Below are 25,373 nucleotides of genomic sequence, written 5' to 3'. Positions count from 1 at the left end.
CAATGATTGCGCGTTGCGGGTGCGAGCCTATATAGCGCGCAATCCATCCTGCCCAAGCCTTGGGCACGGAGCCCTATTCCTTTGCCGTCAGCAGGTCCGATGCCAGAAGTCATTTTTCCCGGCCCCGATGGTCGTCTCGAAGGTCGTTTCGCGCCAGCTCCTCGCCCGCGCGCGCCCGTCGCGATGATCCTCCATCCGCATCCGCAAGCCGGCGGCACGATGAACAACCATATCGTGATGGAACTCTACAAGACCTTCCAGCGCCGCGGTTTCGCGACGCTGCGCTTCAATTTCCGTGGCGTCGGCAAGAGCCAGGGCACCTTCGACAATGGCGTCGGCGAGCTGTCGGATGCCGCCAGCGCGCTCGATTGGGTGCAGAGCTTCCACCCCGAAGCCTCGACCACCTGGATCGCCGGCGTTAGCTTCGGCGCGTGGATCGGCATGCAATTGCTGATGCGCCGCCCGGAAATCCGCGGCTTCATCTCGGTCGCGCCGCCTGCCAACATGTACGACTTCACCTTCCTCGCGCCGTGTCCTGCGAGCGGCATCATTATCCAGGCCGAGAATGACGAAGTCTCGCCCCCGCTCGCGACGCAGAAGCTGGTCGACAAGCTGCGCACGCAGAAGCACATCACCATCCACCACGACACCATCCCCAAGGCGAACCATTTCTTCGAGCATGAAATGCCGCAGCTGATGGGCAGCGTGGACAAATATCTCGATATGCGGCTCGACCCCAACTCGCCGATAAAGTGATCCGCCCCCCGCGCTGCCGTGTCAGGCGGCGCGGGGTCAGCCTTACAGCGTCCAGATCACGACGTTGCCCACCAGCACCGCCGCCATTACCAGCATCAGCACGCCTTTTTGTCGGTTCTGCCCCTTGGCGATCAGCGCCACGCCCCCGATGAGGCAGGCGAACGCGGCGAGCATGGCGAGCGCGGGTGCGAGGTTTTCTAGAGCGGTCACAGCGCCTCTCTTTCCGTTCGTGCTGAGCTTGTCGAAGCACTGACATCCACCAGCGCTGCGTGTTTGGCCAGGCCCCTTCGACAGGCTCAGGGCGAACGGATGCTCTCAGTCCTTGCCCGCCAGCACCGCGCCATAAGCCGCCAGATCCACATTCCCGCCCGACAGGATCACCAAAAGTCCCGGCTCAACCGGCACCTTGCCCGCCAGGATCGCCGCCAGGCCGACCGCGCCGCCCGGTTCCACCACCAGCCGCAACTTCTCCGCCGCCCAGCGCTGCGCTGTGCGGATCTCGGCCTCGCTGACCGCCACCCCGGTCGCCCCCCGGCGGGATAGGACGTCAAAGGTCAGCATAGAGACCCGTAACGTTTGCAACGCATCGCACGCGGTCGGCGGTGGTGACTCGCCGACGGGCTCGATCCAGCCCGCCTCCAGCGAGCGGCGCATGTCGTCCCACCCTTCCGGTTCCACGACCGTGATCGTCGCCTCGGGCAAGGCCAGCGTAAGCCCCGCCGCCAACCCGCCACCACCACATGGCACGAGCACGCGACTCGGCGTTCCCAAACCGCGTACCGCCATTTGCGCCGCCGCCTCGATCCCAGCGCTGCCTTGCCCCTCGATCACCCAGGGATCGTCGAAGCTCGGCACCAGTACCGCGCCGCGCGCCTCGGCCAGGCGTGCGGCGATCTTCTCGCGGCTCTCGGTCGCGCGGTCATAGCTCACTACCTCCGCGCCGAGCGCAAGCGTCCCCTCGCGCTTGGCCTTGGGCGCGTCAGCCGGCATCACGATTGTCGCGGGCATGGCAAGCCGCCGCGCCGCCCACGCGACTCCCTGCGCGTGATTCCCCGAGGAGAAAGCCACCACGCCTTTTCCCCGCTCCGCGGGTTCGATCGCCGTCAATCGGTGCCATGCCCCGCGCAGTTTGAATGCGCCGATCGGCTGCAGGCACTCGGCCTTGAAAGCGACGCTAACACCATGAATTTCCACTACGAAAAGCGGTGTCGGCGGCACCACTGCAGCTACTTTTGCGGCGGCATCGCGCACCCCTGCCCGCGTCGGCTGTCTTAAAATTGTCACCAATTATCTCCGTGGACGCAAAACCGCTTTACAATGCAAAAACGCGACCCTATCTCGCCCATCCGCTGCCCCATGGGACTTCCAACCGCAAGGCAGCTTTTTTCACCGTAGGCGCAAGCCACTTGGAGGTCCCTTGAGTTGCACAAGCATCATCGCGCGCTGGGGTTAGCGACCACCCCTTCGATTACCAACACTGGTATCGACATCGCTAAGCAGCGGCCGGTTCAGCCGGTCACGCTGGTTCGTCCGCATGCGGCATCGCGTGCGGCCCGGTTCTTCGCAGAGAAGTTCCCGGGTCGTTCGATGTATGCCGTGAAGGCGAATCCGTCTCCCGCTCTCCTGCAGATTCTGTGGGATTCGGGCATCACCCATTTCGACGTCGCGTCGATCGCGGAAGTGCGTCTGGTTGCGGAAACGCTGCCGGAAGCGACCCTGTGCTTCATGCACCCGGTCAAGGCACCCGAAGCGATCCGCTCGGCTTATTTCGACTATGGCGTGAAGACGTTTTCTCTCGACAGCGTGGAAGAGCTGGAGAAGATCGTCGAAGCGACCGATCACGCCGAAGACCTGACGCTGTGCGTCCGCCTTCGCGTGTCGTCGGAACATAGCAAGCTGAGCCTCGCGTCGAAATTCGGTGCGGCACCGGGTGAGACCAAGGAACTGCTGTTCCGCGCGCGTCAGGCAGCGGATGCGCTTGGCATCTGCTTCCATGTCGGCAGCCAGGCGATGACGCCCGAAGCCTATGCCAATGCGATGGAGCGCGTTCGCGCCGCCATCGTCGATGCAGCGGTGACGGTCGACGTGATCGATGTCGGCGGCGGGTTCCCCTCGTCCTATCCGGGCATGGAGCCGCCCCCGCTCGAGCGCTATTTCGAGACGATCCACCGTGCGTTCGAATCGCTGCCGGTCAGCTATTCGTCCGAGCTATGGTGCGAGCCCGGCCGTGCCTTGTGCGCCGAATATAGCTCGATCGTGGTGCGCGTCGAAAAGCGCCGTGGTGACGAGCTGTACATCAACGACGGGGCTTATGGCGCGTTGTTCGATGCCGCGCACATCGGCTGGCGTTTCCCGGTCGAATTGCTGCGCGAGCCGGAAAGCCGCTCGAAGGACATGGCGTTCAGCTTCTACGGCCCGACCTGCGACGACATGGACCATATGGCAGGCCCGTTCTATCTGCCGGCAGACGTGAAGGCAGGCGACTATCTCGAAATCGGGATGCTCGGTGCTTACGGTTCGGCCATGCGCACGGCCTTCAATGGCTTCGGATCGGACGAGACGGTGATCGTCGCCGACGAACCGATGGTCTCGCTCTACGGCGAGGACATGCCAGAGGTCGCCTCGAACGTCGTCACGCTGTAACACAGCGCTATCACTATCGCCTGACCTCCTCCCCTCCCGCTCTGCGGGAGGGGTCGGGGGAGGGCATTTTGCTATTGGGGATGCGGACCGTCGGCCCTCCCCTAACCCCTCCCGCAAGCGGGAGGGGAATTTGGAGAAGATCATGACCGAAGTCCTCAACACCAACCGCAAGGCCGAGCTGCTCTCGACCACCGTCGAGCATATCGACATCACCAAGTTCGACGCGCGCCCGATCGTCGACGCGATGAAGAAGATGAGCTTCACCAGCCGCGATCTCGGCCGCGCGACCGACATCTACAACCAGATGCTCGCCGATCCCGATTGCTCGATCTTCCTCGTCATCGCCGGGTCGACCTCGGCGGGTGGCTGCATGGATCTCTATGCTGAGCTGCTGCGCAACAACATGATCGACGGCGTGGTCGCGACGGGCGCGTCGATCGTCGACATGGATTTCTTCGAAGGCCTTGGCCACAAGCATTATCAGGCGCTCGAAGTGCCGGATGACGACACGCTGCGTTCGCTGCTGATCGACCGTATCTACGACACGTACATCGACGAAGAGCAGCTCCAGGATTGCGACCACACGATCCTCGAAATCGCCAACAGCCTCGAACCGCGCCCGTATTCGAGCCGCGAGTTCATCCGCGAGATGGGCAAATATCTCGTTGAGAACGGCAAGAAGGACAACAGCCTGGTCAAGCTCGCTTACGAGCATGACGTGCCGATCTTCTGCCCGGCGTTCGTCGACTCCTCGGCTGGCTTCGGTCTGGTCAAGCATCAGGTCGACCGCGCCAAGGAGGGCAAGCCGTACATGGTGCTCGACGCGATCGCCGATTTCCGCGAACTAACCGACATCAAGATCAAGGCCGGCACCACCGGCTTGCTGATGATCGGCGGCGGCGTGCCCAAGAACTTCATCCAGGACACCGTGGTGTGCGCCGAAATCCTCGGCCATGACGACGTGCAGGTCCACAAGTACGCCGTGCAGATCACCGTCGCCGACGTGCGCGACGGTGCCTGCTCGTCCTCGACGCTGCAGGAAGCGGCCTCGTGGGGCAAGGTCAACACCGGCATCGAACAGATGGTGTTCGCCGAAGCCGGTTCGGTCATGCCGTTGCTGGCATCGGACGCCTATCATCGCGGCCTGTGGAAGACCCGCACCAAGCGTCGCTGGGGTGCGAGCTTCGACTGAACCCGCTAACGTCGCCGCGAATCCATAGGAGAGCGGCAATGTTGGACAGACGGTTGGTATTGGCAGGTGCCGTTGGGGCGACGCTGGGGATGCCCAGCGTCGCCCTTGCGCAATCAGCGGACTCGACGGCCACACCGACATGGCCGCCAGCCGAATCCTTTCCGCTGTGGTCCGGCAAGGCGCCGGGTGCGCCCGCCACTTTACCCATCCCCGCCCCGAGCTTTGATGGCTATCAGGGCAAGGAATTGTGGCTGCGCGGCATCGCCGTGCCTACGGTTGGCGTATTCCGCCCGGAACGGCCGGACGGGCGCGCGGTTCTGTCGATCCCTGGCGGTGGCTACGGCTTCGTATCGGTCAGCAATGAAGGCATCGACGTCGCGCGCGTCCTCAATGCGCGCGGGATTACCGTGTTCGTGCTCGCCTATCGCTTGCCCGGGGAAGGCTGGGCCAAGCGCGAGGATGTGCCGCTGCAGGATGCGCAGCGCGCGATGCGGCTGATCCGCGCCAATGCGACACGCTATGGCATCGACCCGGCGCGGCTGGGTACGATCGGCTTCTCCGCCGGGGGGCACCTCGCCGGAATGCTCGCCGTCGGCCATGCCGACCCCGTCTATACGCCTGTCGACCACGCCGACCACGTGTCCGCCCGGCCCGATTTCGCCGGATTGATATATGCGGTGACATCGTTCCAGACCGCCGGCTTCGATCCGGCAGCCCCCGTCAACGGCCTGCTGGGGCCCAAGCCGTCCGCCGCGTTGCTCGATCGCTACGATCCGGCGCACCGCCTCGATTCCAGCGCACCGCCGCTGTTCCTCGCCCATGCGATGGATGACGGTGTCGTGCCGATCGCGCAATCGCTGCTGATGCTGGACCGTGCGCGGATCGAGCGGGTGCCGGTGGAGGCCCATCTGTTCCAGCATGGTGGACATGGCTTCGGCGCGCTGCATCTGGCCGCAGGATCACCGGGTCTCGATTGGCCCGAACTGTTCTCGCGCTGGAGTACGGCACTGCCGCGACCTTAGGGCGTGCCGCATCGCCATTATTGCGAGCCCGGACTATTTCGGGCACGGTCCCATAAAATAGGGGAAGATGACCAATGCATAGCGAGATCCTGAAGCCCGTCGTCGTGCTCATCGCGTGGACGCTGGTGATGCTGGTATGGATGCTCGCCACGCGTCTCCCAGCGATGCGGGCATCAGGGGTCGACATCACCAAACTTGTCGGCACAAAGGCGGCCGACGCCGACGGCCGCCTGCCGCCCAAGATCCAGTGGGTGGCGCACAATCACAATCATCTGATGGAACAGCCGACGCTGTTTTACGCCGTCTGCGGGGTGATTGCGCTGACGGGTACCGGCAACGGGGTCAATGCGTGGATCGCCTGGGCCTATGTGGCGCTGCGCATTGCCCACAGCGTGTGGCAGGCAAAGGTCAACAAGGTGTCGGTGCGTTTCCTGCTCTTCCTCGGCGCGTCCCTGGCGCTGATCGCGTTGACGCTCCACGCGGCGATGGCGGTGTTCTGACGCTCTTCGGATCCTCCCCGGCACGGGGAGGGGGACCCTTTTGCCCCTTCGGCAAAAGGGTGGAGGGGGCCTCCGCCGGGCGGAGTGTTTGTGGCACGCCCCCACCACCATTCGCTAAATGCTCATGGTCCCCCTCCCCGTGCCGGGGAGGATTGACCGGCGCGGTGGGCTCAGCCGAACAGCCGCGCCATCGCGCGGTCCAGCATCACCAATTGCCAGAGCGTGCGCCCATGCTCTGCTCGCCCGGCACGATGGTCAGCCGCCAGTCGGGCGATCACGCCGGGATCGAACCAGCCCGACCCCACCAGTACACGCGACGTAGCGAGCGCCGCTGCCTCATCCGCTAGCGCATCGCGAAACCAGGCGCTGATCGGCGTGACAAAGCCCATTTTCGGGCGATACAGGATATCGCGCGGCAAATAGCGTTCCATCGCCTTTTTGAGCAGCCACTTCCCCTGCCCGCCACGCAACCGCATGTCGGCGGGCAGCCTGGCGGCGAACTCGACCAGGCGATAGTCGAGCAGCGGCTCGCGCGCCTCCAGCCCGACTGCCATACTGGTGCGGTCGGCCTTGGTCAGAATGTCACCGGGCAACCAATGCTGGAAATCGGCATATTGCGCGCGGTCGAGCGCATCGCGCGCCGGGGCATCGCGCATTGAGCGGACATAACGATCCTCGGCGCGATGCCCGCCGAGCGCGGTGCGCGCGTGATCGGTCAACAGCGCCGCGCGTAAAGCGGGCGTGGTCACCCCGACCGAACGGGCATAGCCCTCCGCGCCATCCTCGGCGAGCGCAAGCAGCGTCGTCTTGGCGCGGAGCGGGCGCGGTGCCCAATCGGCCTTGGGATACCAGCGCCCCAGCGTGCCGAACAGGTTCGAGCGGATCGACGCCGGCACCATCGCGCGCACGCGCTCCTCGGCTGCCTGGAACTTGTAGCGGCGGTATCCGGCAAAGGCTTCGTCGGCCCCGTCTCCCGACAAAGCCACCGTCACATCCTCGCGCGCCAGTTCGCACACCCGGTACGTCGCCAGCGCTGACGCATCGGCAAAGGGTTCGTCAAAGGCATGGACCAGCGTATCGATCAGCGAGAAATCGTCCGCTGCGACCACGCGCTCGCGGTGTTGTGTGGCAAAACGCTCGGCGATCACATCGGCATAGCGGCGCTCGTCGAGGCTGTTCTCGTCAAACCCGATCGTGCAAGTGCGCACCGCGCCGCGCGACGCCTCCGCCATCAGCGCCACCACCGCCGAGCTATCGACTCCGCCCGACAGGAACGCGCCCAGCGGCACATCCGACACCATGCGCGAGGTAACCGCGTCGCGCAGCAGCGCGACCAACTCTTCCTCAAGCGCCTTCGCCGATCCCGTCGCGCGGCGGGAGAAGTCCACATCCCACCAGCGCGACGGCGCAGGCACCGGTTTGCCGCGCTCGATCAGCAAGCTGTGCCCGGCGGGCAGCTTCTTCACGCCCGCGACGAGGCAGGTGTCGTCGGGCACATAGCCAAACGCCAGATAATCCTCGACCGCGCGAAGATCGGGCGCGCGCCGCAACAGCGGATGCGCGAGCAGGCCCTTCAATTCAGACGCAAAAGCGAGCCCGCCATCAGACAGCTCGACATAATGCAGCGGCTTCACGCCGAGCCGGTCGCGCGCGAGAAACAGGCATTGCCGCCGCGCATCGTGCAGCGCGAAGGCGAACATCCCGTTCAGCCGATCGAGCAGCGCCGGGCCCCAGGCCGCCCAGCCGTGGAGCAGCACCTCGGTATCGCCCGCGGTTACGAACACCGCCCCCAGCGCCTGCAACTCCGCGCGCAGGGCCGCGAAATTATAGATCTCGCCATTATATGTGACGGTCAGCGCGCCATCGGCGCTCGCCATTGGCTGCGGCGATCCCGCGACATCGATGATCGACAAGCGCCGATGGCCCAGCCCCACCCCAGGCGCGGTCCACACGCCCGATCCGTCGGGCCCGCGATGCGCCTGCGCAGCCGCCATCGCCGCGATCCGCGCGGGATCGACCGGCTTTGGCGTCGCGGGATAATAGAGACCAGCAATCCCGCACATCAGTTGATCATTCCCGCGCTGCGATCGGCCAGCCGCTCGATCGGCCCCAGCGCCGCGACAAACCCTGCCATCGCCGCGCGCGGATCATGCCCCGGCACCGCCTCAGCGGAGATATGCACCGCGACCGCGCGCTGCGGGCCACCGAGCATCTTGGCCTTCAGTGTTTCCAGCTTCACCACGGGCCCCTTGTAGGTCAGCGTATCCCCAACGCGATACCAGGTGACCACTTGCCGCTCGACCGGCCCCGGCGCGGTGATACGCATCGCCGATCCGCGCGCCAGATCGGGAAGATCGGCCACGCGCACCCACACATCATCCTCCCGCAGCGCGCCCACGCCGAACGCGACCACCTCTTTGCCCTCATGCTGACTGCCATAAACGGCGATCGCCAGATCGACCTGATCGCCCTTCGCATTGCCGTAGCGACCGAACAGAAAATGGTCTGCACCCGGATAATTGGGTGCCCACGGCGCACGCGCGCTCAGCGCGACGCGGTGCCAGCCCGGGACCTCAGGCAGGGCAATCCGCTCAGGCAGCGTCTGCGCGCGCCCGGCAATCGCCGCCGACCAGGCCGGGAACAGCGCGGCCAGCGCCAGCACCAGCACCGCTGCCAATGGCGCATCCAGGCGGTAGCGCGGCACCCTTTGCAGCGCGGCCGGGTCGAACAGCGGGGCATCGGGCGCACGGTCAAACCAGCGCCAGCCGAGCGCCAGCACCGCTGCCATCACCACCGCGAAGAACAGCCAGCCATAGACGATATGGTCAAACCCGGTCGCGCGCTCGACCGAGGTGAGATAGGCGGCATAGATCGTCCCGAACGCCCGGACGCCGTTCGCCAACACCGGCACCACCAGCGCCACCACCATGAAGACCGCGCGCCTGCTCCAGGACACGAAACAGACATTGGCGACGAGGACGCCATACGCGATCATCGCGATCACGAACTTCGCGCCGGAGCACGCCTCGGCCACTTCGAAATAGCCATTGGGGATGGTGATCAGCACGCCATCGACCTCAGCGGGCACGCCGAACAGATGCAGCAGCGGCATCGTGATGGCGACCGTCGCGGTTTGAAGCGGCCCCTCCAGCCCTTCGCCAAACGGCACCAGGAACAGCGCATAAGCCAGCGGAAACAGCAGCGCGCGCGCGACATTGGGCCCAAGCAAGGTCACCACCGCGCCCTGCAACATCAGCACAATGCCGAGATGCCGGGCAAGCGCCACGCCGCCGGCATCGCCCAGCAGCCACCCAAAGCCGCCCAGCGCGACCAGCGCCAAGCCCGGTGCCCAGGCGACGGGGGTGAGCTCGGCCAGCCCGGCGCGGCGTTGCCAAACAAGCCATGCCACTACAGGCGCAATGAACAGACAATGCCCGAAGGTGGTGCTGGTCCACCACAGCGTCGCGAGCGCGCGGACATCGCTGCCGAACAGCAAGAGGATCGCGACACTGACGATACCGAGCAGCGCCGTTTGCCGCCGCCACACCTGCCCCGGCGCTGCATATCCATCACCGGCCAGCAGTCCCGGCTGGACACGTATCCCAAGCGGCAGCGTCATGCGTTCAGGCCGCGCTGCGGCGCGGGGATGCCTTCACGCTGATCCCCAGGATCGCATCGAGCGGCGCCAGCCGCGCCTCCCAGCTATAGCGCGCCTGCACCTGCGCCCGCGCGTCGCGACCGATCTCCGCACCCCGCACAGGATCGTTCAAGATGGCGATGACTTCCTCGGCAATCTCGCCGACGGTTTCGCCAATGTGGATCGTTCCGGCATGATCGATCCCTTCCGCTGCCGCTCTGGAGGCCACGACCGGACGTGCCATCGCCATCGCTTCCAGCACTTTGTTCTGGATGCCGCGCGCGAGCTTCAGCGGCGCGACGACGACCGAGGCGGCGGCGATCCAACCGCGCACGTCGGCCACTTCCCCGGTCACGATCACCCCCGGCTGCTTGGCCAACGCCTTGACCGCATCGGTCGGTGCGCGTCCGACAATGGCAAAGCGGGCATGCGGAAACCGCACGCGAATGTGCGGCAGGATCGTCTCTACAAACCAGGTGACGGCTTCGATGTTGGGGCGATAGTCCATTTGCCCGGTAAACACGATCAGCGCATCGGTCGTGTCGATCCGCTTGAACTGCGCGGTCGGATCGAAAAATTCGGTGTCGATGCCGTTCTCCACGACATGGACGCGCTCGGCTCCCGTCCGGTCGCGGAACAGTTGCGCTTCGGCCTCGCTGACGAACAGACTGGCATCCGCACGCTGCGCGACCGCACGCTCATGCTGGAAGAGCAGCCGCGCTTCGCGCTTCATGAACCAGCGCGTGATTCCGCCCGAACCCTTGGCATAGGCATCGAACTTCGCCGAATCCATGTCGACAAAATCCATGACCACCTTCTGCCGCGGCCGTGCTGGAAGATACTGCGCCATTTGGCTCGAAAAAACGTAGATCGTGTCAATCGAATGCCGCGACAGCAGATTGTCGACCGCGGCGCGCAACGAGGCGTTGTCAAACGCGGTCAGCGAAACCGGCTTGCGCGCCAACAACGCCTGGAATGCGGACGTTAGCCGCGATTTCGAGCGCCAGATGATCGAGCGATTGCCCGTCAGCTTCGACAGGCCGCTCTTGCGCTTCATGTCCCGCGTGTCGTCGGCAAAGGCGATCAGATGCACGCGCTTGCGCGCCGCCAGATGCTTCAGGATGTGAAAGCCACGGATCTTGTCCCCCCGGTCGGGCGGATACGGCACGCGATGCCCGAGGAAGAGAATGTCACCCATTAACCAAGGCCTTTGGAGATGTGCGGTCCAAGCAGGTTAGCGACCACCAATGGCAGCTTTTTCCACATCGCGACCTTTTGGGCGTAGCGCGGGTTCAAAGGATTGATGTCGCGCGATGGCTCCCCGGTCACCGCGCGTTTACCATACAGCAATGGGACGCCGTCGAAACCCCAGTTCTTTTTATACGCGGCCGGGCCGGTCCCGACCTTGGAGCGCCCAAAGTCGAAATGCATGCACCCGCGCGCGCGGGCATGGGCCATAAGCGCGAAATACATTCGGTCGTTCGCGCGCAAACCCCGCGCCGCGTGGGTGCCACCACCCCAATAGGGATAGACCGTTCCATTGAAATAGAGGCTGAGGACGCTTGCCACCGCGCGCCCTTCGGACCGGATTGTAACGATGTCGGCGGCATCTCCGAACTGGTCCAATACTGAGCGGAACAGCCGCGCCGGGAAAACCGGCGTTCCCAGATTGCGGACCGATTCCGCATAGACCGCGTAGTGCGCGCGCAGGTCGCCCGCCTCGCGCCCGACCGCGACGTCAAGGTCGTTCTCAAGCGCCTTGCGCACCTCGGCGCGTTGCTTGCGCGGAATGGCGGCGAGTTCGGCCGCGTCGCTCTCCGCCAGCGGTCGCACGAAACCGAGATAGCTGTGATCGTCGAAATCCCACGGCCCCTCGGGCATTGCCCCACCGCGCAATTCGAGAGTGGGACAGTGCAACCGCTGCGCCAGCGACCATCCGGCATCGGCCAGCGCCGCTACCGCCGCAGGGTTATCCGCCAGGATACCGCCGCCAACCGCGAACCCGTTGGACACCAGTGCCTTGCCGAACAACCGCGAGCGCACTTCGGTTAGCGGCAGCAGACCCGCGATTGATCCGTCGGCGCGCTCGGCAACCAAGGTATGGCTGATCTGGCCGCACCCTTGCGCGACTGCCACGCTCCACGCGGGCAGATGGAAGGGCGTTCCCTGCGGATGGCTCCGCACATAGCTGTCGACGCGCTGACGGTCGTCGGCATCCTGCAAATCGACGGATCGTAGCGCGAGCAACGGGGACAGGGGCTGGATCGTCATGCCGCCACCCCAAGGGGGTGGACCGAGGGCAAATCGCGGACGATGGCGTCCATCCGCCCCCAGTCATGCCGAGCAATCAGCCCGCGTATCTTTCCAGCCATCGCCCCAAGGCGGCTGTAATGACGCAGTTTGGACCGCAAAGGAGCATTGGCGACGCGCGGCTGGCCGGGGTCGATTTCCCACGGATGAAAGTAGAAGATCGCCGGCTGCCCCGCCGCCGTAACCTGGCGCACCGCAAGGTCGGTCAGTGCTGCGGGCAGCAGGCGGAAGAAGCCACCGCCGGTCGCCGTCCGACGGTTACCAAACTGGGCGACGGTCACCGGAAGTTCCACCAGATCCGCATCGGCGAGGGGCCGAAAAGCGTAACGCGGGGCTTCCGGCCAGCCATAGTGATCGTGCCGCAACGGAGCGACGCTGGAGGAATAGGCATAGCCCTCCTCCGCCAGGACACAGTGCGCCCACGGCGTACGCGCATCAATGGAAAAGCTCGGTGCCCGATACCCGGTGACAGCAACGCCACCCGCATCTTCCAGCGTGCCCCGCGCGCGGGCGAGATCGGCGCGAAATTTCGCGGCATCCATCGTGAACACGCGGTCGTGCGCCCAACCGTGACTCGCCAGTTCATGACCTGCATCGACGATCCGGCGGATCAGCCCGGGATAGCGGGCGGCGACCCAACCCAGCGTAAAAAAGGTCGCCTTCACCCCACTCTCGGCAAACAGTGCGAGGACCGCGTCGGTATTGCCCTCAACGCGCGGAAGGAGCGTATCCCAGTCGGCACGGTCAATCACGGCTTCAAAGGCTCCGACCTGGAACCAGTCTTCGACATCGACCGAAAGGGCATGACGCATTGGCTCAGTCCCTCGACGTGTGGAGATGTGGGGCAGGCATATGCTCTCCCTCGGCCCAGTCGACCAACAGCTTGAGAACGCGGCGAAGCGCGACATCCTGCTCATCAACCCGCGCCTCAAGCATCGCGACGCGGGCCACAAGATCGGCATCGGTGGGGAGCGCAGGCTCGGGTGCGTCTGCAACCACCGGCTCCGGTGCAACAGCGGCCGGTTGCGGTGCGGCGACCTCCGCCGCCTCCTCTCGCAGTGCACGGATCGGGCGCGGATCCGCTGTGGGTTGGGCGTTTAAGATCGGAAGCGGGCGTGCCTCGGGAACGGGCTCATCCAGCGGCGGGGGGCTGGCAACGGGCTCCTCCGGCGCGGGCACCTCCGGGGTGGGCTCCTCCGGCGCGGGCATCTCCGGGGTGGGCTCCTCCGGCGCGGGCATCTCAATCACCGGAGCCACCGGCGCAGCCGCAGGCGGCTCCGGCACAACGATCGGCTTCACCCCCGGCATGTCGCCTGCGATATCCGCCACCACTGCCGCCACCGCGTGCGCATCGATCGTATCGAGCTGTTCGATCGCGCCGTACAGCATTACGCGTCCGGCCAATTGGTTCAGGCGGCGCGGTACGCCATCCGAACCGCTATAGAGCGCGGCAAACGCATCGGGCGTAAAATGCGGGCGTCCCTGCCAGCCGACCACCGACAGACGATGGCGCATATAGGGCTCGACCTCTTCGGGCTCCATCGGATCGAGATGGTGCATCGCGATCACGCGCTGGCGCAATTGCTCAAGCCGGTCAGACCCATGCAGCCGCTCGCGAAATTCGGGTTGCCCCAGCAGGAAGATCTGCAGCAGCGCGTGCCCGCCGGTCTGGAAATTCGAGAGCATGCGCAATTCTTCGAGGCTCGACACCGGGAGCGCCTGCGCTTCGTCCACGATCAGCAAGGTGCGTCGCCCGGCGCGTGCGGTCGCATGCAGCCCGCGCTCGATCGCCACCAGCAATTGCGCCTTGGTCAGCCCCGTGCTGTCAACCTCGAGCCCGGTTGCGACCATCCGCAACAAATCATCGGCTTCGATCTGCGTCGAAACGATCTTGATGACGTGTAGCCGCGTTGGATCGATCGTATCCATCAAATGGCCGACAAGCGTGGTCTTGCCCGCGCCGACATCGCCGGTGATGACGATGAACCCCTCGCCCTGGGCAAGACCATAGCCCAGATACGCCATCGCCTTGCGATGCGTGGCCGTATCGAACCAGAAACGCGGGTCAGGCGTCAACTGAAACGGGCGGCCGGTCAAACCATAATGATCGTCGTACATAATGTCGTCCTCGCAATCGGCATAGCCGCCGATGCGTTTCAGAATTGATACCGCATCCCAACTTGTCCCTGCGCCGACAATTGGTCTTCCGTCCCTTTTTGATTGAAGGAATAGAGGCCAGCCGACGCGGTGGTCGCGATACGACCGAAGTTGTGATAGTATAAAGCGGTCGCCCCGGTGCTGAAGACACCTGGAGCCGCCGAGATACCGCTTTCGTAATAATTGGCGAAGATATTGCCGCTCACACCCGAATTGCGATTGATCGGGGCACTCACATAGGCCTGGGCGTAATAGCTGTCGTCGGTTACGCCGTCGATGCTGAAGCCGGTGCCGCTAGGCGCGTAAAAGCGCCGCTGGGCATAGCCCGCGCCAACCCCGAAGCTGAGCGGTCCACGCTTGGCCGCAATGACCGCATCGACACCGCGCGCCCGATAGGCCGCAGTCGAGATCGACTGGAACACGCCATTCAGGCATCCGCCCGCCGCGGCGCTGCTCGTGCCAAAGGTGCAGCCGCTGAATTGCTGCGCAAAGGCGTCGCGTTGATCGATGAAGCTGGTCGGCAAGTTGGAGATTCCCTCGCGCAATTGCCGTCCGAACGTGTCCACGCTGTCGTACACGCCGATCTGGATGCCGATCGCCTGCGAAGCGGCATAGCTGAACGAGCCGGTATAGGTCATCCCGCCATAGCGCCGTCCGGCCCGCGCCTGCAGCGTGGTGCGCGGGCTTGGCCGCCAGATGACGCCAGCATCATAGATCAATCCGTCGGTCTGATAGGCGATGCGTGTCGGCGATGCGGGATCGGTCTGGAAGCGGCCGCGGCTGTCGGTGACCGGCACCCCATTCGCATCCCGCAAAGGATCCTGCTGGCTGACCGTGATCTTTTCATAGCCTGCCCCGCCCGTCACCGCGAGCGTGGGCAGAACCGGCAGGACGAGATCGCCCCGCGCCACCTTGCTTTCATATTTCTGGTCGAGCTGCCCTGCGGTATCGCGCTCATAGCCCGCCGAAACATTGACGCCGACCGGCAGCACCGCCCCCGCCTTCACGCCAGCGCTCGCGTTAAAGACATGGCTCTGCGAGGTGTCGAACACGTCGAGCTTCGGGCTGCCCGGGGCAACGCCGGTCGCCCCTGGCGCTTCCGCCTTGGTGAAACCGAAGCGATAGCTTGCCGCTACACCGACCGGGCCGACATGGCTGGCGACGGTCGGGCCGACATAGGCCGAATAGACCTGGCTGATATTGTCGACATTCCCGGCCAGATTCCCCGGAGCAGCACCGCGAATGTCGGAGCGGACTCGCGTGGCAATCGCACCGCCCTCCAGCGTCACGCCGGGCGCGACACGCACGCTCGCCCGTGCCAGGCCGCTATGCACATCGTCGTCGCCGACCTTCTTGCTGTACGAAAAGCGCCGCTCGTAGCGGTAGCTCACCTGGAGTTGCGTGCGCTGGGTCTGGACCGACGCATCAACCCCTGCGGCGACCGTCGAATAGGTCAGCACATCGTCATTCTTGAGGTCAGCGGTTACGACTTGCCCGATTTCGATATAGGGCGTGATCGAGCGCTTGCGCTCTTCCGCATGCGCGGGTGCGGTCGAAAGCACGGCAATGATCCCTGCGCCGAGCGCACGGGACAAAGTTGAGATCGGGCGCGTCATAGGGCGTCCTCTTCCTGGCCATATCCATAATAATCGCCAAAGCGGCGTCCGCCGGGCGTCAGCGCCACGGCGTTGAGCAGAAGCTGAATATGCTCGCACGAATCGAGCAGGTTTATAGCCTCGCGCAGATCGCTTTCGCTGGTGCGGTCGGCCCGGACGACGAGCATGATCTGCCCGACCTGCGCCGCCAGCACGCTTGCCGGCGATGCCGCGAGCACGGGCGGAGAATCGAAGATCAGCAGGCGTTTTGGATCGGCGGTGAGCAGTTGCGTGATCAACGTTCCGGTGCGCGCGCTGGCGACGAGTTCGGTATCAGCGGGCGTTCGCGTGCCACACGGCAGCAAGCTCAGATGGGGAATATCCGTCCGCACGACACAGGCTTCGACATCGATGCTCGGGTCGGCGAGCGCATCCAGCAGCCCCGCCTGTTCGGCGAGGCCGAATTGCGCCATCACATCGGGCTTGGCGAAGTCGGCATCGATCAGCAGCACTTCGAGGTCGCGCTCGGCCGCCAGCGAAAGCGCGAGGTTGACCGCGCAATAGGTTTTACCGTCATTCGGCCGCGCCGAACTGACCAGCATCAGGCGCGAAAGCTCGGCATCGCTCTTGCTCACGCTGCGCGCGGTCGCCAGCAATTGCCGCTTTACCAGGCGGAACTCCTCCGCCAGCGCCCCGACTGCGGCCCCGGGCACGAGCAAGCCGCGCTCGGCCAACAGGACGCGGTTGATCGTGGCGGCACCCGCAAGATGCCCCTGCGGCGCAACCGGTCGCGCGGGCTTTGGCTGCGCAGGGGGCAGATCGGCGCGCGGCTCTGCGGCACCGATCGCCGGGATCGGATGATCGGCCGCTGGCAAAGCATAGGGCGCGCGTGCATCCGCCTTGAAATCATAGGTCGCAGCAGCGCGTTCCAGCAGCGACGGGCGAACTTTGCGGGGCGTCAGGTCGCTCATGCCGCCAACCCCCGCTGCAGCATTTCCACGCCCAGCAGCGCCACATAGGCCACGCCAAGCCCGGCAACACCGCCGCCATAATAGAGCAACATCCGCCGCCGCGCGGCCGTCTGCGCCGCCGTGACCATCTCGCCAATCGAGCCGAGCACGGGCATTCCGGTTGCCTTTTCGAGCCGGGCGGCGGTGGCGAAGGTGGTCTTCAACTGCCCGAGCACAAACGCCGCCGCCACGCCGCCGCCAAGCGCTGCGATCAGCACGCCGGTCAGCAGCAGGGGCCGGTTCGGCGCAGTCGGAACGCGTGGTGCCGTTGGCGGATCGATGACGCTGAACTTGATCGAATCGGTCTGGCTTTGCGCTTGTCCGCGCAGCTTGATCGCTTCGCGATCGGCCAGCAGCTTGGCATAGCCGTCCTTCAGCACCTGATAATCATTGTCGATCTTGGATTGCTGCGCGGCGACGCCGGGATCCCCGGCGAGCTTTGCGGTGATCGTATCGAGATCGCGCTGGAGTTGCGCCCTGCGTGCGTTCAGCGCGGCAACCTGGGCCTGCTTGTCCGCCTGAATCGACCGCAACGAAAGATACGCCGGATTGGTGGCGGACGCGGCCCCAGCCGATACGGGTTCGCCGCGCGCCGCCGCTTGCGCTGCGGCCAATTGGCTGCGCAGCGCGATCACGTCGGGATGGTTTTCGGTATAGCCCCGCGCGCGCACATCGGCGAGCTGGCCCTGGATCGCATTGAGCCGCGCCCGCGCCGGGCCGACACCCGCCGCACTTGCGGCCCCGGCGACGCTGGCGGGAACGCCCGCCATCTGGCCGTTCACCGCCGCCAGGCTGGATTGCGCAGCGGCAAGGTCGCTCTCGACTTGCGCCATCGCGGTCCGGGCAGCCCCCATACGATCGGTCAGCGATCCGCTACCCGGCAAGCTGCCGAGATAGTGGTTCTGGAAATCGGCGCGCTTTGCATCGGCATCGGCGAGTTGCTTCTGGCGCTGCTCGAGCTGGGCATCGAGGAATTTGAGGCTCGTGCTCGTCTCGTCACGGTCGCCCGACAGATTCTGTTCGACAAACAGGTCGATCAGCTTCTGCACGACTTGCCGGGTAACCTTGGGGCTGGAGCCGGTCGCGACGATTTCGAACAGATTGTCCTGCTGCGCGGTGATTTTGATCGCCTTGGCCAGGCCGGCGACGCGATCGGCCACGTCGCGATCGGTCTTCACCGTATTCGCAAGGTCAGTGCCGCGTACCACCTTCTCCAGACTGACCGCACTGGTCAGCGTCTGGCGGATCATGTCCATGTCCTTCTGCTGGTCGGCAGGGGTGATGCCGACCGCGTTGGGCAGGATCGTGTTCATCTGCACCGACACGCGGGCGCGCGATTCATAGCTGTTGGGGATTTGCGCGACCACCGCCCAGCCGAGCACAGCGATGCCCCAGGCAACCGCCAGCGCGATCCACCGGCGCATCCAGATCGTATGGAGCGCGACCCGTATTTCATCGAGCAAGCCGTTCATCCGCCGGTCCGTGCTCAGAACATGCTCTGCGGGATGATGATCACATCCCCCGGCTCAAGCCGGACGTTGGCGCGGCTGTCGCCATCCTTGAGCAAGCTCGACAGCTTGATGTTATATTCGACCTGCTTGCCCGTTTCGCGATTGTAGCGGACCAGCTTCGCGCGGTTACCCGCCGCATATTCGCTGAGACCGCCGACCGAGATCATCGCGTCGAGCAGCGTCATGTTGGCGCGGTACGGGATCGAGGCGGGCTTCGCGGTCGCGCCGACGATCCGCACTTGCTGGCTGAACGTACCCGAGAAATTCTCGACGATGACCGAGACGATCGGATCCTTGATATATTCGCCCAGCGCAATCTTCATATCGTCGGCGAGCATCCGCGGCGTCTTGCCGACCGCCGGCATGTCGCTGATCAGGGGCGTAGTGATCCGGCCATCGGGCCGCACCTGGACCTTTGCCGACAGTTCGGGGTTGCGCCATACGAAGATGCTGAGCTGGTCGAGGGGGCCGATGACATATTCTTCCCCCGGCTGCTCCTGCGTGGCGACGAACGACGCCTGGGGCAGTTCGGGACGCCCCCCGCTGGCACACGAGCCGAGCGTCAACGCAGCAACGCCGACACCGAGCAAACCTCGAAAAGACCTGTAAAACCGCGCCATGCAAACCTCCCGCCGCGAGGTGCTGCCGATAACGTCACGTCTGACGTCGCGGTGGCAGGTTCACGGCTATCGTGCCGCTATGAGACGAAAGAGGTGAAAATTGCGTTAGGAATGCTCGCTTTGGCCCACCAGCAGCTCGTGCGGCTGGGTGTGCCCAAGAAACGCAAACGGGCTGGCCGACAGTCCATAAGCGCCCGCCATGAACACTGCGACCAGATCGCCGACATCGGCGACCGGCAGCGTGACGCGGTCCGCCAACCGGTCAAGCGGGGTGCATAGCGGGCCGACGACACTGACGGTTTCGGTCGGCGCATTTGGCGCGGCGGTGGCGATGGTGACGGGATAATTGCGCTTTACCACCGTCCCGAGATTGCCGGAGGCCGCCAATTGATGGTTCATGCCGCCATCCGTGACGAGGAAGGTCTCGCCTCGGCTCTCCTTACGGTCGACAACGCGTGTCAGATACACGCCCGCTTCGCCAACCAGCCAGCGGCCCAGTTCGATCGCGAAGCGGGTGTCTTTCAGGCCTGGCGCACGGTTTTCCAGCCCCTCGGCAAGGGCGTTTCCGATGATCCCAACCTCCAGCGGCACTTCGCCCGGGAAATAGGGAATGCCAAAGCCGCCGCCGAGATTGACCAGCGGTGGCATCACGCCCACCGCGTCGGCCAGTCTACCCGCCAGCGCCAGCGTTTCGGCCTGCGTTTCGATGATCGCCTGCGGATCGAGCGCCTGCGATCCGGCGAAGATGTGGAAACCCCGCCAGTCCGCCCCGGCATCGATCACGTGCCTAGCCACGGCGGCGGCGCGGTCGGCGTCGATACCGAAAGGCGAGGCGCGCCCGCCCATCCGCATTCCCGACCCCCGCAATTCGAGCTCCGGGTTCACCCGGATCGCGAGTCGCGGCGTAAGCCCGTGCCGTTCGCCAATCGCCAGCGCGCGCGCCGCTTCGCCCGCAGATTCGAGATTGATCGTTACGCCGGAGCGGATCGCGAATACCAGTTCGTCATCACGCTTGCCCGGTCCTGCGAAGCTGATGCGTGCGCCCGGCTTCACCGCCAGCGCCAGCGCCAACTCCCCTCCCGAGGCGACATCGAGGCCATCGACCAGCGGTGCCATGGCGGCAAGCAGCGGGGCGAAGGGATTGGCCTTGATCGCATAATGCAGGTCGACCGAGGAAAAGGCCGCGCGAAACCGCGCAATGCGGTCCCGCACCACCGCCATGTCGTACACGAACAGCGGCGTGTCTCCGGCGACAGCAGCCCAATGCGCCGCATCCCGTCCGCCAATCTGCAGCGGATTGACCTGGAAATCCCGCGGAATCGTGCCCATCGGCTTCATGACGTCATCTCCGCTTTCAGCGCCGCGCGGTCGAGTTTGCCATTCGCATTGCGTGGCAGCTCGGCGCGCCATTCATAGCGTGTCGGCTGCTGGAAACTCGGCAAATCGCGCCGCAGCCGCGCGCGCAGGGCGGCCTCGTGCGTGCCGTCTCCACGCGCGACTACGACGATCGCCTGCCCAAGCCGTGCATCCGGCACGCCCAGCGCCACCGCCTCCGCCGTTTCGCCGCCCGCCACCACCGCTTCCTCGATTTCGGTCGGGCTGATGCGGTTGCCCGCGCTTTTGATCATCTCGTCCTCGCGTCCGACAAAGCGAAGCAGGCCGTCTTCATCGCGCACCACCGTATCGCCCGACCAGACCGCCAGCCCGCCCGATTGCGCCCATGCCGGTGCGGGACGGAAGCGCTCGGCGGTCCGCTGGGCATCGTGCCAATACCCTTGCGCGACGAGTGGCCCGGCATGGACGAGCTCGCCCGGCTCCCCCGCGGCTGCCGGGCTGCCATCAGGCCGCACGACCATGATCTCGGCAAAAGGGATCGCCCGCCCGATCGAATCGGGATGCGCGTCCACCAATTCGGGCGATAAATAGGTGGAGCGAAACGCCTCGGTCAGCCCGTACATTGGATACAGGTCCGCCTGCGGAAAGCGCGCGCGCAACCCGTGGACGAGCGGAGCGGTCAACGCGCCGCCAGAATTCGTCAAACGTTTCAAATGATTTGCCGTGCTTTGTGGCCACTCAATCTCCAGCAATTGCACCCACAAAGGCGGAACCCCTGCCAGTGTCGTGGGTGCAAAGCGATCGACTGCCTTCACGACGTCTTTGGCGACCAGATAGTCGAGCGGCACGTAGCTCGCACCCGCCGCCCAGGTCGAAAAGAGCTGGTTCTGTCCATAATCGAAACTGAGCGGCAGCACGCCGAGCACGCGGTCGGCAGGGGCCAGCTTCAGATACTGCGCGACGCTGATCGCGCCCAACCACAGATTGGCGTGGCTAAGCATCACGCCCTTCGGCCGCCCGGTCGATCCCGAGGTATAAAGGATCGCCGCCAGTGTGTCCGGATCGCCGTTGCTGGCCGATAGTACCGCATCGAGACTTACATTTTCTTCGAGAATAACCTCGCAATTCTCTGAAATATCATCCTGTTCCAGTGTCGCGCTCCGCCCGATCTGGGTCACCAGCGCGACCGCGCCGCTATCCGCCAGAATATGCGCGACCTGCGCGCGCTTGAGCATCGGGTTGATCGGCACATGCACCAGCCCCGCGCGCGGGGCCGCCATCGGCAGCACGCAGGCAAACCGCGTCTTGGGCAACCAGCTCGCCACGCGCGCTCCCGGCGCATATCCCTGACCCGCCAGCCACGCCGCGACTTGACCGACAAGCCGCTCCAGCCCGGCGAAATCCAGAGTTCCCTGTCGGTCGACAAGCGCTGGGTCGCCCGCGCTGCCCCGCAACGGCAACGTATCGATTGGATATGGGAAGGGGTCGAGCGCGATCATGCCCCTTGATAGCCGCCACCGCCGGGCTGTGAAGAGGCTGGCGGCGGGGCACACTTGGCATCTTGCCCCCCAGTCACTATCGCAACGCACCATAACCCACAAATTGGGGCGCGCAGTGATTTCTGAAGACTATGATCGTATCGACGCCACGCTCCGCGCAACCTTGCGCGACGTGCTGGGCCTGAGCGAGGCTCGCACGGCAACGCTGAACGCCGACACGCCCCTGTTCGGCGCAATGCCCGAGCTGGATTCGATGGCGGTCGCCGGGCTGTTGACCGAAATCGAGGAGCGGCTCGGGATCCTGATCGAGGATGACGAAGTCGATGGCGAAATGCTGGAGAGTTTCGGCGCACTGGTCCGGTTCGTCGCCGCCAAGATCCGGCGATAGCCAGCCGATGAGCGCCGCTTGATCGATTCGTATCAGGCAAGCGGCGGCCGCGAGGCCATGCTGCGCTTCGGGCCTGACAACGGGCCAATCGTCGCGATTGCCTTGCCGCTGTTCGAGGAAGCCAATCGGCTGCGCGCCTTTGCGGGTGCTATCTGCCGCGCATTGGCGGCGCGCGGGTTGGCGGCGATGCTCCCCGATCTTCCCGGCCAGGGGGAGAGCCTGCTGCCGCTGGAACGCTGCAGCATTCTCGACATTGCCGACGGATTCGATTGCGCGATCAAAGACGCGTGGAATGCCGATCGTCGATGTTATGGCGTGGCACTGCGCAGTGGTGCGCTGCTCGACAAGCTGGCCTTGCTCGACGGACGCTGGCATTTCGCGCCGCAGAACGGCCCCAGCCTGCTGCGCGACCTGAAGCGGATCAAGCAGGCGTCGCAGCCGCATATCAAGCTGGCGGAGACGGACTGGTATTTCGACCCGAAAGCACCCGACGACCAGCCGGCCCCTCCGGTCGAAATCGCCGGCAACCTGATCTCCACCGCACTGCTGACCGACCTTTCGCGCTATACCCCGTGGACATCCGAAGACGGCGGCATAGTACGCACTGTCCGGCTCGACACCGATCCTGCGGCTGCCGACCGCCATGTTCCCGGCACACCGCTGTGGCGACGCGCGGAGCCAGGTAACGATTTGCCCCTCGCCCAGTTGCTTGCCGACGACATCGCCGACTGGATCGCCGCATGCGAACGGTAACGGCCTTCGCGTGCGCGGGCGAAACGCTGGTTGGCACGCTCGACACCGCGACGGGCGAGACCGGGCTGCTCATTGTATCGGGTGGCAATGAAATCCGCATCGGCGCGCATCGTGGCATGGCGTTGCTCGCGCAGCGACTCGCCGCGCGCGGGGTGCCGGTGTTCCGCTTCGACCGGCGCGGCATTGGCGACTCGACCGGCGACAATAACGGATTCCGCACCTCGGGCCTCGACATCGCCAGCGCCGCCACCGCCTTCCGCGCGGCAACCGGAGTCGAACGGTTGGTGGCCTTCGGCAATTGCGATGCGGCCACCGCGCTCGCGCTATTCGGGGCGTCAGCGGGGATCGATGCGCTGATCCTCGCCAATCCGTGGCTGATCGAACAGAACGACGCCCTTCCTCCTGCCGCGGCGATCCGCGCGCACTATGCGACCAAGCTCAAAAATCCGCGGGAGTGGGTCCGACTGGCTCGCGGAGGCGTAAATCTTCGATACTTATTCAATGGCTTGAGGAAAATTGCTCGCAATCAAACCAAGGTTGCCAACCCACTCGCAATGGAGCTGTTCGGCGCGCTTGCCGCATGGCGTGGTTGCACCACGATCCTCCTCGCGCGCCACGACAACACCGCGCTTGCCTTTGCCGAAGCCGCCCGCGCCAGCAAACTGCCGCTGTCGATCCACGTCTGTGAGACCGCCAGCCACAGCTTCGCCCACCCCCACGACGCGGAGTGGCTGGAGCAGCAGATCGTCGCGGCGCTGTCCCGCCCGGCCAAAACGGCCTGAGCGGAGAGCCTTACTCCGCCGCCTCGGCCACCATTTCGAACTCGGCCTCGGCAAGGAAGCGCTCGGCGTCCAGCGCCGCCATGCAGCCCGTGCCAGCCGCCGTGACCGCCTGCCGGTACACTTTGTCCATAACGTCGCCGCAGGCGAACACCCCGGGCACGCTGGTGCGTGTCGAGCCCGTCTCGACCCAGATGTAATGATCGGCATCCAGCTTCAAATGCCCGCGGAACAATTCGGTCGCCGGATGATGGCCGATCGCGACGAACCCGCCCTCGGTCTCCAGACGCGACCGCTCGCCCGTCACGGTGTCGATCAGTTCCAGCGCGACGAGCCCGGCAGTGCCGCCACCGTCGACGAATTCGGCGACTTCCTTGTTCCACAGGACCGTGATGCCCTTGTGCGCGAACAGCCGCTCCTGAAGAATCTTCTCGGCGCGGAATGAATCGCGACGATGGATTAGCGTCACGTCGGGCGAATGGTTGGTGAGGTACAGCGCTTCCTCGACCGCAGTGTTTCCACCGCCGATCACCGCAACCTTCTTGCCGCGATAGAAGAAGCCGTCGCACGTCGCGCACGCGCTGACGCCCTTGCCTTTCAGCGCGTCTTCGCTGTCGAGCCCAAGCCACTTGGCCTGTGCGCCCGTCGCGATAATGAGCACATCGCCTTCGTAAATGTCACCGCTATCGCCGACCAGGCGGAACGGACGCTGGCTGAAATCGACCTCCACCACGGTGTCGTACATCAGGGTCGTCCCGACATGCTCGGCCTGCTTCTGCATCTGCTCCATCAGCCAGGGCCCCTGGATGACGTCGGCGAAGCCGGGGTAATTTTCCACATCGGTGGTGGTCATCAACTGGCCGCCGGGCTGGATGCCCTGCACGAGAATCGGCTTCATGCCGGCCCGCGCGCCATAAATGGCAGCGGAAAGGCCGGCCGGGCCGGAGCCCAGAATCAACATGCGCGTCTTGTGGGTGGTCATGGTCGCTTTCGTCCTGTCGGCCCGCCGCCTCTAGGGCAGCGACGGGCCGACTGGCAACATGGTGGATCGATAACGGTGCGCAAGAGGCCCGTCACCGCCAACATCAGGCAGCGTAGCGATACATCGCGCAGACCTTGTTGCCTGCGGGATCCCGCAGATATGCGAGATAGAGCTTCATCCCACCGTTTTCGCGGATACCCGGATCGTCCTCGATCGGCGTACCACCGGCGGCGACGCCCGCCGCATGCCACGCGTCGGCCTGCTCCGGCGAGGATGCCGCGAACCCGATCGTGCCGCCATTGGCGTGGCATGCAGGTTCGCCGTTGATCGGCTTGGTGACCAGCAAAATCCCGCCATTGTGCATATAGAAAATACGACCGTGATTGTCGGAACCCGCCCGCGCACCCAGTGCGCCGAGCGTGGCATCGTAGAATTTACGCGATGCCTCGAGATCATTCGATCCGATCATGATGTGGCTAAACATAGCTGCTCCCTTTCCCAGGCTGCGCCGCGCTTGATCGGCGGCGTCACGGCTGCAGCTAGCGCATTCGTTCCGGTTGGGAAATCATCGATCGAGGCGGAATAGGTCGCGAGTGGTAGCGAAGGAGGGACTTGAACCCCCGACCCCAGGATTATGATTCCCGTGCTCTAACCAACTGAGCTACTTCGCCATGCGCAGGCGCT

At 65.0% G+C, this 25,373-nt stretch carries 24 protein-coding genes and 1 tRNA gene; 8 read left to right on the top strand and 17 right to left on the bottom strand.

What is annotated here, in order from left to right; all coding sequences use genetic code 11:
* Positions 1-99: 99 nt before the first annotated feature.
* Complete coding sequence (locus EJC47_RS06655) at positions 100-756, top strand: alpha/beta hydrolase (RefSeq protein WP_010402947.1); 657 nt, start codon at positions 100-102, stop codon at positions 754-756.
* 42 nt (positions 757-798) lie between these two features.
* On the opposite strand, the gene EJC47_RS20980 is transcribed toward EJC47_RS06655, so the two are convergent.
* Entirely contained in the window at positions 799-966 is a 168-nt protein-coding gene (locus tag EJC47_RS20980; protein WP_185867594.1) for a hypothetical protein, read from the bottom strand.
* Positions 967-1,071: 105 nt separating this feature from the next.
* The gene (locus EJC47_RS06650; protein WP_260591496.1) at positions 1,072-2,040 is read right to left on the bottom strand and encodes a threonine ammonia-lyase; all 969 of its coding nucleotides are present in this window, start codon (positions 2,038-2,040) and stop codon (positions 1,072-1,074) included.
* A gap of 138 nt (positions 2,041-2,178) precedes the next feature.
* Between EJC47_RS06650 and EJC47_RS06645 the strand changes: the two genes are divergently transcribed.
* From EJC47_RS06645 to EJC47_RS06630, 4 genes are all read left to right on the top strand, one after another.
* Positions 2,179-3,399 (top strand): type III PLP-dependent enzyme, encoded by a 1,221-nt coding sequence (locus EJC47_RS06645; protein ID WP_126846246.1) that lies wholly within the window; start codon positions 2,179-2,181, stop codon positions 3,397-3,399.
* 142 nt (positions 3,400-3,541) lie between these two features.
* A complete protein-coding gene (locus tag EJC47_RS06640) occupies positions 3,542-4,591 on the top strand; it encodes a 1,9-bis(guanidino)-5-aza-nonane synthase (protein WP_126846244.1) in 1,050 nt (349 codons plus the stop codon).
* 38 nt (positions 4,592-4,629) lie between these two features.
* Positions 4,630-5,613 (top strand): alpha/beta hydrolase, encoded by a 984-nt coding sequence (locus EJC47_RS06635; RefSeq protein WP_126846242.1) that lies wholly within the window; start codon positions 4,630-4,632, stop codon positions 5,611-5,613.
* Positions 5,614-5,687: 74 nt separating this feature from the next.
* Positions 5,688-6,113 carry an MAPEG family protein gene (locus EJC47_RS06630; protein WP_126846240.1) on the top strand — a complete coding sequence of 142 codons (426 nt, stop codon included), beginning with the start codon at positions 5,688-5,690 and terminating at the stop codon, positions 6,111-6,113.
* A gap of 170 nt (positions 6,114-6,283) precedes the next feature.
* Here EJC47_RS06630 and EJC47_RS06625 read toward each other — a convergent pair whose 3' ends face one another.
* The 12 genes from EJC47_RS06625 to EJC47_RS06570 all read right to left on the bottom strand — a co-directional run bounded on the left by EJC47_RS06625 (position 6,284) and on the right by EJC47_RS06570 (position 21,787).
* Positions 6,284-8,176, bottom strand: a complete 1,893-nt coding sequence (locus EJC47_RS06625) for an XrtA/PEP-CTERM system amidotransferase (protein WP_126846238.1) — start codon at positions 8,174-8,176, stop codon at positions 6,284-6,286.
* On the bottom strand, positions 8,176-9,732 hold the full coding sequence (xrtA, locus tag EJC47_RS06620; RefSeq protein ID WP_260591495.1) for an exosortase A: 1,557 nt from the start codon (positions 9,730-9,732) through the stop codon (positions 8,176-8,178). The genes EJC47_RS06625 and xrtA overlap by 1 nt, the downstream gene beginning before the upstream one ends.
* Before the next feature lie 4 nt (positions 9,733-9,736).
* Positions 9,737-10,948 carry a TIGR03087 family PEP-CTERM/XrtA system glycosyltransferase gene (locus EJC47_RS06615; protein ID WP_126846235.1) on the bottom strand — a complete coding sequence of 404 codons (1,212 nt, stop codon included), beginning with the start codon at positions 10,946-10,948 and terminating at the stop codon, positions 9,737-9,739.
* On the bottom strand, positions 10,948-12,021 hold the full coding sequence (locus EJC47_RS06610) for a FemAB family XrtA/PEP-CTERM system-associated protein (RefSeq protein WP_126846233.1): 1,074 nt from the start codon (positions 12,019-12,021) through the stop codon (positions 10,948-10,950). Before EJC47_RS06610 ends, EJC47_RS06615 begins: the two co-directional genes overlap by 1 nt.
* Positions 12,018-12,872: an XrtA system polysaccharide deacetylase gene (locus tag EJC47_RS06605; protein WP_126846230.1), complete on the bottom strand. Its 855-nt coding sequence runs from the start codon at positions 12,870-12,872 to the stop codon at positions 12,018-12,020. The genes EJC47_RS06610 and EJC47_RS06605 overlap by 4 nt, the downstream gene beginning before the upstream one ends.
* Positions 12,873-12,876: 4 nt before the next feature.
* Positions 12,877-14,178: an AAA family ATPase gene (locus tag EJC47_RS06600; protein ID WP_126846228.1), complete on the bottom strand. Its 1,302-nt coding sequence runs from the start codon at positions 14,176-14,178 to the stop codon at positions 12,877-12,879.
* Positions 14,179-14,216: 38 nt separating this feature from the next.
* Positions 14,217-15,833, bottom strand: a complete 1,617-nt coding sequence (locus EJC47_RS06595) for a hypothetical protein (protein ID WP_126846226.1) — start codon at positions 15,831-15,833, stop codon at positions 14,217-14,219.
* Entirely contained in the window at positions 15,830-16,783 is a 954-nt protein-coding gene (locus EJC47_RS06590) for an AAA family ATPase (RefSeq protein ID WP_185867579.1), read from the bottom strand. Before EJC47_RS06590 ends, EJC47_RS06595 begins: the two co-directional genes overlap by 4 nt.
* The gene (locus EJC47_RS06585) at positions 16,780-18,294 is read right to left on the bottom strand and encodes an XrtA system polysaccharide chain length determinant (protein ID WP_126846224.1); all 1,515 of its coding nucleotides are present in this window, start codon (positions 18,292-18,294) and stop codon (positions 16,780-16,782) included. Before EJC47_RS06585 ends, EJC47_RS06590 begins: the two co-directional genes overlap by 4 nt.
* Positions 18,295-18,308: 14 nt before the next feature.
* A complete protein-coding gene (locus tag EJC47_RS06580) occupies positions 18,309-18,953 on the bottom strand; it encodes an XrtA/PEP-CTERM system exopolysaccharide export protein (RefSeq protein ID WP_126846222.1) in 645 nt (214 codons plus the stop codon).
* A gap of 105 nt (positions 18,954-19,058) precedes the next feature.
* On the bottom strand, positions 19,059-20,291 hold the full coding sequence (locus EJC47_RS06575) for a pyridoxal-dependent decarboxylase, exosortase A system-associated (RefSeq protein WP_126846220.1): 1,233 nt from the start codon (positions 20,289-20,291) through the stop codon (positions 19,059-19,061).
* Entirely contained in the window at positions 20,288-21,787 is a 1,500-nt protein-coding gene (locus EJC47_RS06570; protein WP_185867578.1) for an acyl-CoA ligase (AMP-forming), exosortase A system-associated, read from the bottom strand. The genes EJC47_RS06575 and EJC47_RS06570 overlap by 4 nt, the downstream gene beginning before the upstream one ends.
* Before the next feature lie 115 nt (positions 21,788-21,902).
* Between EJC47_RS06570 and EJC47_RS06565 the strand changes: the two genes are divergently transcribed.
* Genes EJC47_RS06565 through EJC47_RS06555 form a run of 3 tightly spaced genes read left to right on the top strand, consistent with a single transcriptional unit; the run spans position 21,903 to position 23,710 of the window.
* A complete protein-coding gene (locus tag EJC47_RS06565) occupies positions 21,903-22,175 on the top strand; it encodes an acyl carrier protein (RefSeq protein ID WP_033962926.1) in 273 nt (90 codons plus the stop codon).
* Positions 22,176-22,193: 18 nt separating this feature from the next.
* A complete protein-coding gene (locus tag EJC47_RS06560; RefSeq protein WP_126846218.1) occupies positions 22,194-22,928 on the top strand; it encodes a hypothetical protein in 735 nt (244 codons plus the stop codon).
* Positions 22,916-23,710 (top strand): hydrolase 1, exosortase A system-associated, encoded by a 795-nt coding sequence (locus tag EJC47_RS06555; protein WP_033962929.1) that lies wholly within the window; start codon positions 22,916-22,918, stop codon positions 23,708-23,710. The genes EJC47_RS06560 and EJC47_RS06555 overlap by 13 nt, the downstream gene beginning before the upstream one ends.
* A gap of 10 nt (positions 23,711-23,720) precedes the next feature.
* Here EJC47_RS06555 and trxB read toward each other — a convergent pair whose 3' ends face one another.
* The 3 genes from trxB to EJC47_RS06540 form a co-directional block, all read right to left on the bottom strand.
* Complete coding sequence (gene trxB, locus EJC47_RS06550) at positions 23,721-24,689, bottom strand: thioredoxin-disulfide reductase (protein WP_126846216.1); 969 nt, start codon at positions 24,687-24,689, stop codon at positions 23,721-23,723.
* A 103-nt stretch (positions 24,690-24,792) separates the two neighbouring features.
* Complete coding sequence (locus EJC47_RS06545) at positions 24,793-25,173, bottom strand: VOC family protein (protein WP_126846214.1); 381 nt, start codon at positions 25,171-25,173, stop codon at positions 24,793-24,795.
* Positions 25,174-25,283: 110 nt separating this feature from the next.
* Positions 25,284-25,360: transfer RNA gene (locus EJC47_RS06540), tRNA-Met, on the bottom strand.
* Between the last annotated feature and the right edge of the window lie 13 nt (positions 25,361-25,373).

The sequence above is a fragment of the Sphingomonas sp. TF3 genome, from assembly GCF_003985085.1.
Taxonomy (GTDB): Bacteria; Pseudomonadota; Alphaproteobacteria; order Sphingomonadales; family Sphingomonadaceae; genus Sphingomonas.
Note: the sequence above shows the minus strand (reverse complement) of the source record. Positions and strands in the feature narration are given on the sequence as shown.

Coding starts and splice junctions, on each gene's coding strand:
- EJC47_RS06555 (WP_033962929.1), top strand. CDS start 22,916: ATGCGAACGGTAACGGCCTTCGCGTGCGCGGGCGAAACGCTGGTTGGC.
- EJC47_RS06615 (WP_126846235.1), bottom strand. CDS start 10,948: ATGGGTGACATTCTCTTCCTCGGGCATCGCGTGCCGTATCCGCCCGAC.
- EJC47_RS06585 (WP_126846224.1), bottom strand. CDS start 18,294: ATGAACGGCTTGCTCGATGAAATACGGGTCGCGCTCCATACGATCTGG.
- EJC47_RS06570 (WP_185867578.1), bottom strand. CDS start 21,787: ATGATCGCGCTCGACCCCTTCCCATATCCAATCGATACGTTGCCGTTG.
- EJC47_RS06640 (WP_126846244.1), top strand. CDS start 3,542: ATGACCGAAGTCCTCAACACCAACCGCAAGGCCGAGCTGCTCTCGACC.
- EJC47_RS06590 (WP_185867579.1), bottom strand. CDS start 16,783: ATGAGCGACCTGACGCCCCGCAAAGTTCGCCCGTCGCTGCTGGAACGC.
- EJC47_RS06605 (WP_126846230.1), bottom strand. CDS start 12,872: ATGCGTCATGCCCTTTCGGTCGATGTCGAAGACTGGTTCCAGGTCGGA.
- xrtA (WP_260591495.1), bottom strand. CDS start 9,732: ATGACGCTGCCGCTTGGGATACGTGTCCAGCCGGGACTGCTGGCCGGT.
- EJC47_RS06545 (WP_126846214.1), bottom strand. CDS start 25,173: ATGTTTAGCCACATCATGATCGGATCGAATGATCTCGAGGCATCGCGT.
- EJC47_RS06610 (WP_126846233.1), bottom strand. CDS start 12,021: ATGACGATCCAGCCCCTGTCCCCGTTGCTCGCGCTACGATCCGTCGAT.
- EJC47_RS06635 (WP_126846242.1), top strand. CDS start 4,630: ATGTTGGACAGACGGTTGGTATTGGCAGGTGCCGTTGGGGCGACGCTG.
- EJC47_RS06600 (WP_126846228.1), bottom strand. CDS start 14,178: ATGTACGACGATCATTATGGTTTGACCGGCCGCCCGTTTCAGTTGACG.
- EJC47_RS06575 (WP_126846220.1), bottom strand. CDS start 20,291: ATGAAGCCGATGGGCACGATTCCGCGGGATTTCCAGGTCAATCCGCTG.
- trxB (WP_126846216.1), bottom strand. CDS start 24,689: ATGACCACCCACAAGACGCGCATGTTGATTCTGGGCTCCGGCCCGGCC.
- EJC47_RS06655 (WP_010402947.1), top strand. CDS start 100: ATGCCAGAAGTCATTTTTCCCGGCCCCGATGGTCGTCTCGAAGGTCGT.
- EJC47_RS06630 (WP_126846240.1), top strand. CDS start 5,688: ATGCATAGCGAGATCCTGAAGCCCGTCGTCGTGCTCATCGCGTGGACG.
- EJC47_RS06580 (WP_126846222.1), bottom strand. CDS start 18,953: ATGGCGCGGTTTTACAGGTCTTTTCGAGGTTTGCTCGGTGTCGGCGTT.
- EJC47_RS06625 (WP_126846238.1), bottom strand. CDS start 8,176: ATGTGCGGGATTGCTGGTCTCTATTATCCCGCGACGCCAAAGCCGGTC.
- EJC47_RS06595 (WP_126846226.1), bottom strand. CDS start 15,833: ATGACGCGCCCGATCTCAACTTTGTCCCGTGCGCTCGGCGCAGGGATC.